Below are 12,650 nucleotides of genomic sequence, written 5' to 3' on the forward strand. Positions count from 1 at the left end.
CCACACGCGGACCTTATGGGCGGCTTCGTACGCTGAGGGGGTGAGCAGGGAAGTGACACAGACAGAAGAGATGAAGGAGACGGAGAAGACGGGGGAGACGGGGGTGTCCGGGGGCGGGACCGCGGGGACGGGCGCGGGCTTCGACCGGGTGCACGGGCGGCTCGAGGCGCTCGACACGGACATCGCGCAGCTCAGGGAGTCGATCGCGGAGCTGCGGCGGACGATCGACAGCCATCAGCAGGAGGTCACGGCCGCGCTGTCGGGCCGTCGGGGGTGAGGGGGGCGGGATGGGCGAAATGGCATGGCTTGCCACCGGGGGAAGCCCGTAGCCTGCGGACATGCATCCGCACATACGTTCTGTGGCCGGGAGTCGCGTCGATTCCGAGGCATGGCTCCGGGCCGTTTTCACCGGCTTTCTCCATCCCCCGGACAGCTTGGCCGAGACGATGGAGCTGCGTCTGGCCAAGCAGGACTTCGAGCGGGCGATCGGCGCGTTCGACGGGGACCGTTGCGTGGCGACGTTCCGCAGCTTCGACCAGGAGCTGACCCTCCCCGGCGGGGCGCTCACCACGGCGAACGCCGTCTCCGGGGTGACCGTCACCGCGACGCACCGGCGGCGTGGGCTGCTCAGCCGGATGATGGCGCGGGACCTGGCCGCCGCGAAGGAGCGCGGGCACGCGGTGGCCACGCTGGTCGCCGCCGAGTTCGGGATCTATGGGCGGTTCGGCTTCGGCCCCGCCGCCGGGTTCACCCAGTGGCGGATCCTGAAGAGCCGCGCGGGCCTCGACCCCCGCTGGTCGCTGCCCGAGGGCGAGGGCACCCTGGCGTTCATCGACGGGGCCGAGGTGCGCAAGCTCGGGCCAGAGCTGCACGATCGTTTCCGGAAGGGGCAGGCGGGGGCGATCCATCGCCCGCCGCTGTTCTGGGAGCGGGCCACCGGCGAGGTCAGGCTCGACCCCGGGCCCTGGCGGGAGCCGTTCCACGCGCTGTACCGGGACGCCGCTGGGGTGCCGCAGGGCCTTGTCACCTTCACCACCGATGACACATGGGAGGCCGGTCTGCCCGAGGTGACGGCGACCGTCTCGTCGTTGTTCGCCACGACGCCCGCCGCCGAGAGCGCCCTGTGGCGCTTCCTGCTGGCCATCGACTGGGTGGCGGCCGTGGACACCGGTCGGGCGCCGACCGACTCGATCCTGCCGCTGCTGCTGCCCGACCCGCGCGCCGCGCTGGTCAAGGAGTACGGCGACTTCCTGTGGCTGCGCCCGCTCGACGTGCCGGGGCTGCTGGGCGAGCGGGGCTATGCCACCGCGGGGCGGCTGGTCATCGAGGTGACGGATCCCGCGGGCCTGGCCCATGGCCGTTTCCTGCTCGACGCCTCGCCCGAGGGCGCCACCGTAGCGGCGACGGCGCGGGCCGCCGATCTGACGCTCGACGCGGGGACGTTGGCCCGGCTCTCGCTGGGCGAGGAGTCGGCCGCGCGGCTCGTGGCCGGGGGCCTGGTGGACGAGGAAACGCCGGGGGCGGCGGCCCGCGCGGATCTCCTCTTCCGCACGAGCCGCCGCCCTTGGTGCCCCGACATCTTCTGATTTTCCGACCGGACGCACGCCGGACCGCTGACCGGAAACCCGCCCGGCTCCGAGACCTGAGGTGATCGGAGCCGGCGGCGCGTCCGTTCAGGGGCGAACGTCTTTCAGAGGTTTCCGACCAACAGTGTCACCAACACTGTCGAGCCGACGCAGACGCAGGTGTAGTTGCGCGTGCGCACCCCCGTCCGCAGGATCATCAGGCCGATCAGGCCCGGCAGACCGAACTGAATCTCTACCATCCGTTCCACCGCGATGCCGAAGGCAGCCACGGCGATGGTGGTGACAAGCATGACTCCTCCTCACATCACGTCAAGTACGCCGAACTTCCCTATAGTTGGCTAAGTTGTCCACCAACTATACGCTTGTTTTCCCCAGTTGGCGGGCACTCGGAAACGTCCTCATATGAACGTTCCGGATCTGTCCGAAAGTTGTATGGTGGTGAGCCGTGAGTCAGGAGACGGCCCCGGACGGCGACAGCCCGCAGCACGCCGATGACCTGGTCTCTCCCGACCACCTCGCCGGTGTCCTGCGTGACCGCATACGCTCGGGAGAGCTGCCGCGGCACGCCCGATTGCCCACGCAGCGCGCTCTGGTCGAGGAGTTCGGCGTGAACCGGACGACGGTCCGGCAGGCGCTGTCCGTCCTGGAGCGCGAGGGCTACATCAGCGCCCGAGGGCGCGGGGCGCCCGCCGTCGTCAGCTCTCCCGCCGAGGACAGCCCACGCCCCGCCGGCGTCGAGGTGGCCGACCGCATCGCGCTGGCGTTCCAGGCCGACGACATCTCCATCGACGCGTTCTGCCTCACCACGGAAACACTCAACGCCGCGCTCGCCGCCCCGTTGATCGCCATCTCCACCGGCGAACTGACGCCCGAGTCCATCTCCATTCGGGTGATGCTCCCCAATCCGGATGAGCCACTGGCATATCCACGCCTGATTTCCGACCCTGCCGACCGGCGCCCGCTCGCCCGCCTCAGACAGCTCACGCGCACCTTCTCCACGTCCCTGCGCCACCAGCTGACATCGCTCGCGGAGATGGGTCTTGTCCCCAAGGTGAGCGTGGAAATCCGCAGTGTCCCGATCACACCGGTGCAAAAGGTCTATCTGCTCAACGGCTTCGAGGTGCTGACGGCCTATTACCAGGTTCTGCCGCGCACCGTGGAGTACCAGGAGGAGCAGCTCGAGATCTACGACGTGCTCGGGCTGAACTCAAAGGTATTCCGCTCCTCCTCCGACACCGCCTTTGTGGAGGAGTCACACCAGTGGTTCGAGTCCCTCTGGTCAACGCTTGCCCAACCGCTCACACTCGGTTAGATGAGGGAACTCATCAGTGATGCGGAGTGTGTTCTCTTCGACTTCGACGGTCCCGTCTGTCGCCTCTTCGCCGTGCACACCGCGGAATCCATCGCGCGACTGCTGCGCGAGCTCGCCGCGGAGCTGTCGCTCTCGGCGTTGCTCTCGGCCGATTTACGCGCCTCGCCCGATCCGCACAGTGTGCTGCGCGGGATCGCGGGTCAACGGCCGGGGCCAGGAGTCGTGGAGCGGTTCGAGGCGGCCCTGACGCGTGAGGAGATCACCGCGGCCGCGAGCGCGCGGCCCACACCGTACGCGGCCACGCTGATCGCCGCGCTCTCCACGCGCGGCAGACAGGTGGCCATCGCCACGAACAACTCCCCCCTGGCGGCCCAGCATTACCTCGACCGCCAGCAGCTCTCCGGCTATGTGGGCGGCCGGGTGCACGGCAGGACGGCGGACATCGCCCTGCTCAAGCCCCACCCCGACTCCCTGCACCGGGCGTTGGCCTCGGCGCGGACGCGGCCCGAGCGGGCGTTGATGATCGGCGACAGCGTGTCCGACCTGCGGGCGGCGGAGGCGGCGGGCGTACCGTTCCTGGGGTACGCGGACGACGGCGCCGGTGCCGAGGCGTTGCGGGGGGCGGGCGCGCGTCATGTGGTGCGCTCTCTCGAGCACGTGCTCACCGCGCTGATCACCCCCACATTCGGTCCAGACGCACCCTTTTGAGCCATCGGAATCGGCTCGCCCGCGGCGTACCGTGTCGCTACTCACCACCCACTCGCCGCCGGAAGGCCACCACCATGAGCCAGCCGCCGCCCCGGACTTCGCTGCGCGGTCACCACCGCGTCTGGCAAGTCCTGCGCGCGGAGGGCGAATTCGCTTCCCTGGGGCGGCTCAAGGCCGGTAGGCCCCGCCCCGGGGTGCAGCGTTTCGACCCTCGTTGCTTCCTCCACGAGGAGGATCTTCTCGTCCGTCTCGCGCGGCTCGGCGTGCCGCGCATCGCCCCCGTGTACCTGCTCGGCCCCGGCACCACGCGGGTCCACGGGTACATCGAGGGCGAGCCACTCTCGGCGCTGCGCCCGCCCGGCACCGCGCTCGCCGACCGGGAGATCGCCCAACTGACGGATCTCTTCGGCACGTTGGCTGGCATCCCGCCCGCCGCCGTCGAGGCCGTCCACCGCTGCCCCGCGGCGCTGCGGCCGCGCACCAGCCGCGACTTCCTGCGCGGCCTGGTGCGCTTCACCCGGCGCCGCGTCCACACGGTGCACCGCCCGGCGCTCGGCGGCCTGTTCACCGCGCTGCGCGTCGACCCCGTGGTGCTCTCGCCCACCGGGCCGCTGGCCAGGGACGCCACGCTGCTGACCGACCGGCCGTTCTGCCTGCTCCACGGCGACCTGCACCGGGACAACCTGATCAACGCCGAGGCCGACGGCCTGCTGTGGACGATCGACTGGGAGCTCGCGCTGGTCGGCGACCCGCTCTACGACCTGGCGACGCACCTCCACCTGATGCGCTACCCGCCCGCGCAGGAACACGACCTGCTGTCGCGCTGGGCGCGGGAGATGGAGGCCCGGCTGCCGGGCGCGGCGGCCGGGCTCTCGCGCGATCTGCCGCGTTATCTCGCCTACAAGCGCGTGCAGTCGGTGTTCACCGACGTCACACGGCAGGCCGACGCGGTGCGGGCCGCGCCACCCGAGGAGCTGGACGAGCGCATCGCCCACGCAGGGGCGGTCGTCTCGACCGCGCTGCGCCGGGCGGCGCGGACCCTGGGCCTCGCCCTGGTGCCGGGGCCCAGGGCGGTGGAGGCGGTCTATGCCGCGTTCAACGCCGGGCTCGGCGCGGCTCCCGCGCTTCCTCCGGCCCCGTCGTCGCAGCCGCCTCCCGGCGCTCGAGCCGCAGGGACGGTAGTGCCCGCGCAAGCGGCGCCGGGAGCCACCAGGCGCGGCGGCCCATCAGCTGCATGGCGGCGGGAACGATCAGGCAGCGGATGATCACCGCGTCCACGAAGATCGCCACGGCCATGCCGAACCCCATCTGCTGGAGCATCCGGTCGGGGCTCGCGACGAACGCGCCGAAGACCACGATCATGATGGCGCCCGCCGCGGTGATGACCGAGCCGGTGCGCGCAAGACCCTCCCGCACGGAGTGGGCGGCGTCGCCGGTGCGTTCCCACTCCTCGTGGATACGGGAGACCAGGAAGATCTCGTAGTCCATCGAGAGCCCGAAGACGATCGCGAAGATCATCACGGGCAGGAACGCCTCGATCGGGCCGCCGTCGACGCCGAACGCGCCCTCCTGGAAGACCAGGGTCATCGCGCCGAGCGCGGCGCCGATGGAGAGCAGGTTGAGCGCCGCGGCCTTGAGCGGGATCAGCACCGAGCGGAAGACGGCCATCAGCAGCAGGAGCGAGAGGCCGACGACGATGGCGAGGAAGAGCGGCATGCGCTCGGCGACCTTGTCGGCGTAGTCCTCGGTGGCCGCGGTGGCGCCGCCGACGAGGTGGTCGGCGCCCGTCTCCGCGGCGAGCGCGGGAAGGACGTCGCCGCGCAGCGCCTCGACCAGCTCGGATGTGGCCTCGTCCTGCGGCGCGGAGTCGGGGAACACGAGCACCGTGGCGACCTCGCCGTCCTCGGTGGGGATCGGCGGGGTCGCGGTGGCGACGCCCTCGGTGCCGCCGAGCGCGGCGGTCGCCGCCTCCCCCGCGGCCAGGGCCCCCGCGTCCCCGCCGTCGACGACCACGACGAGCGGGCCGTTGAAGCCTGGCCCGAAGCCCTCGGACAGCAGGTCGTACGCCTCCCGACTCGTGGACCCCGCCGGGTCGTTGCCCGCGTCGGCGAAGCCGAGCCGCAGCGAGAGCGCGGGGGCGGCCAGCGCGCCGAGCGCCACGACGGCGACCACGAGCGCGGCCAGCGGCCTGCGTTGCACCGCGCCGCCGAGCCGCCGCCAGAACGCGCCATCGGGCGCCCGGCCCTTGGCGGCGCGCCTGGCGGCGCGGGCCGTGAACTGCCGGGCGAAACGCGCCCCGAACACGCCGAGCAGCGCGGGCAGCAGGGTCAGCGACGCGACCATCGTGACCAGCACGGTCAACGCGACGGAGAGCGCGAGGCCCTGGAGCGAGCCGAGGCCGAGCACCACCAGGCCGAGCAGCGCCAGGATCACCGTGCATCCGGCGAAGAACACCGTGCGCCCCGCCGCGTCCATCGCCCGGGTCGTCGCCTCGGCGGGCGTGGCACCGGCGACCAGCTCCTGGCGGTAGCGGGCGAAGCTCAGCAGCGCGTAGTCGATGCCGACGCCGAGGCCGACGAGCATCATCACATAGGGCGTGTGGTCGGCGATCGTGAAGGCGTGGGAGAGCAGGATGATCAGCCCGATCGTCGAGCCGACGGCGAACAGCGCGGTGATGACCGGCAGTCCCGCGGCGACGACCGTGCCGAACATGAAGACGAGGATCACCAGCGCGGCCATGATGCCCAGGCCCTCGGCCGCGCCGCCCTCGCCCTCGGCGAGCACGCGGGCCGCGTCGCCGCCGAGCTCGACGGTGAGCCCGTCGCCCCGCGCCTCGCGCGCGGTGTCGAAGACGCGCTCGGTGTCCTCGGGCAGCATCTGCTCGGACGGCACGTCGAGCACGACGGTGGCGTAGCCGATGGTGCCGTCGCCCGAGAGCGGGGCGCCGTCCTCGTAGAGGCTCACCACCCCGGCGACGGCGGGGAGTTCGGCGACATCGGCCAGCATCGACTCCACGCGGTCGCGGATGGCCGGGTCCTCGAGCCCGCCGTCGTGCGCCATGACGATGCCGAGGGTGTCCCCCGCGCGGTCGGAGCCGTGCGCGGCCAGCAGGTCGGCGGCCTCCTGCGACTCGGTGCCGGGGATGGCGTAGTCCTCGCGGTAGTCGTTCCCCGCGGCGGACGCGCCCGCCCAGACGCCGATCAGCACGGCGAGCCACAGGCCGATGGCGAGCCATCTGCGGCGGTGGGCCCAGCCCGCGACGCGGGCGAGGACGCCTCCTCTGGCGGGGGGTCGGGTGGTCATGTCGGTTCTCCCGTCGGGTCGTTGCCGGTGTGGGACGCGGCGTGCGGCGAGGGCGGCGGGGCCCCGACGGCGAACGGCGCGGGCGCGCACGTGCCGCCCCGAGCGGGCGGGGGCGCACGGCCGAGCAGCGGCACGGCGATGAACGCCACCTGATCAACGCCCCACGATCAACGCCGCGTTCGGGCGCCGCGTCCGTTCCGCGTCCACCTCGCAACGGTGGCCCACGGAGGGCGCGCGCACGTCGGCCCGTGGAGGTCACCCGCGCTACCCCAGCGGTTGCGCCCCCGCCGGGCGGCATACACCCGTGGTCGTCAGGGCCGCCCCTAGGGGGTCGCGCCCCGGCCCCCGAGACGGCTCGGGGTCAGCTCATCCAGCCGGGGGTGATCATGCCCGTCTCATAGGCCAGGATGACGAGTTGGGCCCGGTCGCGGACGTCGAGCTTGGTCATGATCCGGCTGACATGGGTCTTCGCGGTGGCCGGGCTCAGCACCAGCCGCCTGGCGATCTCGTCGTTGGTCAGGCCCGCGCCCACCAGGCCCATCACCTCGCGCTCGCGCTCGGTCAGGGCGCCGAGCCTGGGGCTCGGGTCGGGCTGGCGGGCCCGGCCCGCGAACTCGGCGATCAGCCGCCGCGTCACCGCGGGCGCGATCAGCGCGTCGCCGCGCGCGCAGACCCTGATGCCGTGCAGCAGCTCCATGGGCTCGGTGTCCTTGACGAGAAACCCGGACGCGCCCGCGCGCAGCGCCCCGTACACGTAGTCGTCCACGTCGAACGTCGTGAGGATGACGACCCTGACCCCGGCCAGGCGCTCGTCGGCGACGATCCTGCGGGTGGCGGCGAGGCCGTCCTCCTCGGGCATCCTGATGTCCATCAGCACGACGTCGGGGCGCAGTTGACGCGCGAGCGCGACCGCCTCGGTGCCGGTGGACGCCTCGCCGACGACCTCGATGTCGTCCTCGTCCTCGAGGATCGAGCGGAAGCCCGCCCTGACCAGCTTCTGGTCATCGGCGAGCAGCACGGAGATGCGGGCGGCCATGCCGTTCAGCGTAGCCCTGGGCGGGCGGCCTCACCGGCGCGCGGAGCCCGTCGAGCCCGTTGAGCCCGCGGTGCGGCACGACCCCGCCGATACCGACGGCCAGCCGTCCACGGCACGCGATCGGCGAAACGGCGCGCCGGGGGCCGCCGTTCGCTCGGGCGCCGCGCCGTCGGGGTCGTCGGGTTCCGTGTTCGGACGCTCCGGGATCACCGCTCCCCGGCCGGGGCGACGCCCTCCGACCGCCGGGGCAGCGGAAGGCGGGCGGCGACGCGGAAGCCGGTCGCGGTGGTGCGCGCGGTCAGCTCGCCGCCCAGGGCCCTGGCGCGCTCCCGCATGCCCGCGATGCCGCTGCCCTCGGGGGCGTCGGCCGCGCCGCGCCCGTCGTCCTCGACGGTGACCCGCAGCTCGCCCGGCGCGTAGTCCACGGTGATGGCGGCGCCCTCGGCACCGGCGTGGCGCGTGACGTTGGTGAGCGACTCCTGAACGATCCGGTACGCCGCGAGCGAGATCTGCGGGGGCACGACCGGCGGGGCGCCGCTGGTGTCCACGCGGACGTCGAGCCCGGTGGCGGCGGCCCGGTCGGCCAGCTCCCCGAGGCGTTCGAGCCCGGCGGGCGCGGGCGCGGTGGGGGCGTCCTCGTCCACCTGGCGCAGCACGCCGAGGGTCGCGCGCAGCTCGCGCAGCGCCTCCTTGCTCGCGTCGCGCACGAACTCGAGGGCGGCGACCAGCTCCTCGGTCTGCCCCGGGCGCTTGGTGCTGCGGTGCAGGGCGGCGGCGGCCTGGACGTTGATGAGCGAGATGTTGTGGCCGAGGACGTCGTGCAACTCGCGGGCGAGCCTGAGCCGTTCCTCGGTCGCGGACTGGCGGGCGCGCACGTCGCGCTCGCGCTCGGCGGCGCGCACGCGCTGCTCGGTCTCGTTCAGATACGCCCGGCGCACGCGCATGGCGTGCCCGAACGCGATCGCGCTGAGAAGCCAGCCGCCGATCAGCGCGATCGCCATGTTGTCGACCTCGCGCTTGCCGCGGTCGTCGGCGAGGACGAACTCGGCATAGCCGATGGCCAGCATGGCCGTCACGAAGAGCGTGATGACGGCGGCCGGTCGCCCCGCCCTGGCGACGGTGTAGACGGCGACCATGAAGCAGGCGAGCGGCGTCGCGCCGTCGACCGCGGACAGTGGGAAGAACGCCGCGCCGCACACCAGGATCGCGGCGGCCACCGGCACGGGCCACCGCCGCCTGAACGCCAGCGCCACCCAGCACGCGATCAGCAGCGCCCGGCCGCCGAGCGCCACCTCCCAGCCGCCGCGCTCGGGCTCGAAGAGGAGGGTGCCGATGTCGAAGAGCAGCACGAGCCCCGTCAGCGGCAGCACCGGCTCCCGGCGAACCGCGCGCGCGAAAGAGGCAAGCGAGGCGAGCACGGCGTCCAGAGTACGTAGGCTGGTACGACCCAGCGCTACCCAGGAGGACGTCCCCATGACCGGCCCCGCTCCGGAGAGCAACGAGCCCGCGCACGACCCGGAGGTGCTTCAGCTGGCGGCGAAGATCTTCGATCTGGCCCGCCAGGGGGACACCGCGACGGTGGCAGCCTACGTGGACGCGGGCGTTCCGCCGAACCTCAGCAACGACAAGGGCGACACGCTGCTGATGCTCGCGGCGTACCACGGGCACGCGGACACGGTCAGGGTGCTGCTCGAGCGCGGCGCGGCGCCGGGCCGGGGCAACGACAAGGGCCAGACCCCGATCGCGGGCGCGGTGTTCAAGGGCTCGGTCGAGGTGGTCCGCGTCCTGCTCGAAGCGGGCGCGGACCCGGCGGCGGGCCAGCCGTCGGCGATCGACACGGCGAGGATGTTCGGCAGAACGGAACTCCTGGCCCTGTTCGACGCAAGCCGCTAGCCGCGGACCGACCCGCGCCCCCACGGGTTCCCCTGCGGGGAGCGAAGCCGTCGGGGCGGGGGATGAGTGGGTCCCCTGCGGGGAGCGGCGGCCGCTGCCGCGGGGGCGCAGGTTCCCTGCGGGGAGCGGAGCCACTGGGGCGCGGGATGTGGTCGGTCCCCTACGGGAAGCGAAGCCGCTCGCACGGCGGCACAGGGTCCCCTGCGGGGAGCGGCGGCCGCTGGGGCGGCGGCACAGGTTCCGCTGCGGGAAGCAACCCCGCTCGCGCGGAGGCGCAGGTTCCCTGTGGGAAGCGAAGCCGCTGACGCGGCGACGCCGGGTGCCCTGCGGGAAGCAACCCCGCTCGCACGGAGGCACAGGTTCCCCGCGGGAAGCGGGGCCGTCGGGGCGGGGGATATGTCGGTCCCCTACGGGAAGCGAAGCCGCTCGCACGGCGGCACAGGTCCCCTGCGAGGAGCGGCGGCCGCTGGGGCGGCGGCACAGGTTCCGCTGCGGGAAGCAACCCCGCTCGCGCGGCGGCGCAGGGTCCCTGTGGGAAGCGAAGCCGCTGACGCGGCGACGCCGGGTGCCCTGAGGGGAGCAACCCCGCTCGCGCGGAGGCGCAGGTTCCCCGCGGGGAGCGGGGCCGCCGGGGCGGGGGATGTGTCGGTCCCCCGCGGGAAGCGAAGCCGCTCGCACGGCGGCACAGGGTCCCCTGCGGGAAGCGAAGCCGCTGGCGCGGGGGCGCCGGGTGCCCTGAGGGGAGCAACCCCAATCGCACGGAGGCGCAGGGTCCCTGCGGGGAGCGGCGGCCGCTGGGGCGCGGGATGTGTCGGTCCCCTACGGGAAGCGAAGCCGCTCGCACGGCGGCACAGGGTCCCCTGCGGGGAGCGGAGCCACTGGGGCGCGGGATGTGTCGGTCCCCTGCGGGGAACGAAGCCGCTGACGCGACGGCACAGGTCCCTGCGGGGAACAACCCGGCTCGCACAGGCGGCGCAGAGTCCCCTGCGGGGAACAGCCCCGCTCACACGCGCGACACAGCGTCCCCTGCGGGAAGCAACCCCAATCGCGCGCGCGGCACAGGCTCCCCTGCGGGGAGCAACCCCAATCGCACGGGCGGCGCGGGGTCCTGCGGGAAGCAGAGCCGCTCGGGCGGCGGCGTGCCAACGGCGGCCGAGGGCGGCACCCATGCGGACGCACCTGGCACGGAAACCCTCGCCCAGCCCAAGGCCCACCCGCAACCATCCCCCGGAGGGCACCCGCCCCCGCCGAAGGCGGCGCCGCTGGGGCGGCGGCACAGGTTCCGCTGCGGGACGCAGAGCCGCTCGCGCGGCGGCGGGCTCCCCTGCGGGGAGCGGGATCGTTTGCGCCACCGCGCGCCGACCCCCGCCTTCCGTGGACGGGACCGCCGCACCGCCATCACCACGCGCACCCGTCGAGCACGAGAATCCCCTGCGGGGAGCAGCCCTCCTCGGGTGGCGGCGCGCCAGCGCCTCGACGCCGGACGGCCCCCGCCGGAACGGACCCGTTCGCACAACCGCGCGCCGACGGCCCCGAAGGGGCACCCTCATCCCGCCGAAGGCGGGACCGCCGCGGAACCGGTCCCCCCCGCGGAGCGAATCCGCGTGGGAGCGAATCCGCGCGGAGGCCGGGGCCGTTCAGGGGTGGGTGGGTGGGGCCAACGCCTCGGACAGCCGCGACGCGTTGCGCCGCCGCCAGCGTTCGACCACCGCGCCCCGGCGCACGACCGCGCCCGCGTTGTCCATCCCCCCGGCGAGCACCTCCGCCCCCTCGTCGCTCATGGCGTCAGCACGACCTTGCCCGTGGTGTGGTGGGACTCGAGCAGGCGGTGGGCCTCGGGGGCCTCGGCGAGGGGGAGGACGTCGGCGATCTCGGCGGTGAGGGCGCCCGACTCGGCGAGGCGGGCCAGCTCGACGAGCCCGGCGTGGTCGGGCTCGACCATGAACGCCGTGGTGCGCAGGCCCTGTTCGGCGGCCTCGTCCGCGACCGCGGGGTCCACGCCGCCCGGCACGCCGACCAGCAGCCCGCCGGGGCGCAGGGTGCGCAGCGAACGCCGTTGGGTGTCGGGGGTGCCGACGAGGTCGACGACCACGTCGACGTCCCTGATCACGTCCTCGAACGGGACGGCCGTGTAGTCCACGGGCTGGTCGACGCCGATGCGGCGCAGGAAGTCGTGCTTGGCGGCGCTCGCCGTCCCGCTCACGCGGGCGCCACGCGCCTTGGCGATCTGCACGGCCAGGTGCCCCACGCCCCCCGCGGCGGCGTGCACCAGCACGTGGCGGCCCGGGCCGACCCCCGCGGTGTCCACCAGGACCTGCCACGCGGTCAGCCCGGCCAGCGGGAGCGAGGCGGCCTCGACATGGCCGAGCCCCGCGGGCTTGACGGCGAAGTGCCGCGAGGGCGCGGCGACATACTCGGCGTACGCGCCCGCCTGGCGCGGGAAGAGCGGCATGCCGTAGACCTCGTCGCCAGGCGCGAAGAGCGTGACGCCGAGGCCGACCGCCTCGACCGTGCCGGAGACGTCCCAGCCGACGACGATCGGCGGGGCGCCGAGCACGGGGGCAATGCCGGAGCCCGCGCGGGTCTTGGCGTCCACCCGGTTGACCCCGGCGGCCCGCACCCTGACCAGCACCTCGGTCGGCACAGGGCGGGGTCGAGCCATCTCGGTCATGGTCAGCACCTCGGGCGGTCCATAACGGTCAAGACTGATCGCCCGCATGGTGCCGTTCTCGCTCATACACCCATGCTGACGCGCGCGCCGCGCCCCCGCCACAGCAACGACGGGGGCGCGGCGCGGGGAGCGCGGGCGGCG

The 12,650-nt window shown here is 73.7% G+C and carries 11 protein-coding genes and 1 pseudogene; 6 read left to right on the forward strand and 6 right to left on the reverse strand.

The features are described from left to right. The first annotated feature begins 52 nt into the window (after positions 1-52). Both D7318_RS12900 and D7318_RS12905 read left to right on the forward strand, forming a co-directional pair. Entirely contained in the window at positions 53-277 is a 225-nt protein-coding gene (locus D7318_RS12900) for a hypothetical protein (protein WP_147437676.1), read from the forward strand. Between the two features lie 61 nt (positions 278-338). Continuing rightward, entirely contained in the window at positions 339-1,586 is a 1,248-nt protein-coding gene (locus D7318_RS12905; protein ID WP_120697071.1) for a GNAT family N-acetyltransferase, read from the forward strand. A gap of 104 nt (positions 1,587-1,690) precedes the next feature. Here D7318_RS12905 and D7318_RS12910 read toward each other — a convergent pair whose 3' ends face one another. Then, positions 1,691-1,876, reverse strand: coding sequence for a hypothetical protein (locus D7318_RS12910; RefSeq protein WP_113687337.1), 186 nt, complete (start codon positions 1,874-1,876; stop codon positions 1,691-1,693). A gap of 155 nt (positions 1,877-2,031) precedes the next feature. Here D7318_RS12910 and D7318_RS12915 point away from each other — a divergent pair, with 155 nt between their 5' ends. The 3 genes and pseudogenes from D7318_RS12915 to D7318_RS33900 form a co-directional block, all read left to right on the forward strand. Beyond that, a complete protein-coding gene (locus tag D7318_RS12915) occupies positions 2,032-2,898 on the forward strand; it encodes a winged helix-turn-helix domain-containing protein (RefSeq protein WP_230423686.1) in 867 nt (288 codons plus the stop codon). Beyond that, on the forward strand, positions 2,899-3,606 hold the full coding sequence (locus tag D7318_RS12920) for an HAD family hydrolase (protein WP_120697072.1): 708 nt from the start codon (positions 2,899-2,901) through the stop codon (positions 3,604-3,606). 74 nt (positions 3,607-3,680) lie between these two features. After that, a pseudogene (locus tag D7318_RS33900) lies at positions 3,681-4,427 on the forward strand (phosphotransferase family protein); the annotation flags it as partial. A gap of 274 nt (positions 4,428-4,701) precedes the next feature. Here the strand turns inward: D7318_RS33900 and D7318_RS12930 are convergent. From D7318_RS12930 to D7318_RS12940, 3 genes are all read right to left on the reverse strand, one after another. Further along, the gene (locus D7318_RS12930) at positions 4,702-6,909 is read right to left on the reverse strand and encodes an MMPL family transporter (protein WP_120697074.1); all 2,208 of its coding nucleotides are present in this window, start codon (positions 6,907-6,909) and stop codon (positions 4,702-4,704) included. 361 nt (positions 6,910-7,270) lie between these two features. Further along, complete coding sequence (locus D7318_RS12935) at positions 7,271-7,945, reverse strand: response regulator (RefSeq protein ID WP_120697075.1); 675 nt, start codon at positions 7,943-7,945, stop codon at positions 7,271-7,273. Between the two features lie 206 nt (positions 7,946-8,151). After that, positions 8,152-9,363 carry a sensor histidine kinase gene (locus tag D7318_RS12940; RefSeq protein ID WP_220729627.1) on the reverse strand — a complete coding sequence of 404 codons (1,212 nt, stop codon included), beginning with the start codon at positions 9,361-9,363 and terminating at the stop codon, positions 8,152-8,154. 55 nt (positions 9,364-9,418) lie between these two features. Between D7318_RS12940 and D7318_RS12945 the strand changes: the two genes are divergently transcribed. Then, positions 9,419-9,838: an ankyrin repeat domain-containing protein gene (locus D7318_RS12945; RefSeq protein ID WP_120697077.1), complete on the forward strand. Its 420-nt coding sequence runs from the start codon at positions 9,419-9,421 to the stop codon at positions 9,836-9,838. Between the two features lie 1,637 nt (positions 9,839-11,475). On the opposite strand, the gene D7318_RS32830 is transcribed toward D7318_RS12945, so the two are convergent. Together D7318_RS32830 and D7318_RS12950 are read right to left on the reverse strand one after the other, a co-directional pair. After that, entirely contained in the window at positions 11,476-11,619 is a 144-nt protein-coding gene (locus D7318_RS32830) for a hypothetical protein (RefSeq protein ID WP_183091395.1), read from the reverse strand. Further along, positions 11,616-12,575, reverse strand: coding sequence for an NADP-dependent oxidoreductase (locus D7318_RS12950; RefSeq protein ID WP_220729629.1), 960 nt, complete (start codon positions 12,573-12,575; stop codon positions 11,616-11,618). The genes D7318_RS32830 and D7318_RS12950 overlap by 4 nt, the downstream gene beginning before the upstream one ends. Between the last annotated feature and the right edge of the window lie 75 nt (positions 12,576-12,650).

Source organism: Streptomyces radicis (assembly GCF_003626575.1).
Lineage (GTDB): Bacteria > Actinomycetota > Actinomycetes > Streptomycetales > Streptomycetaceae > Streptomyces > Streptomyces radicis.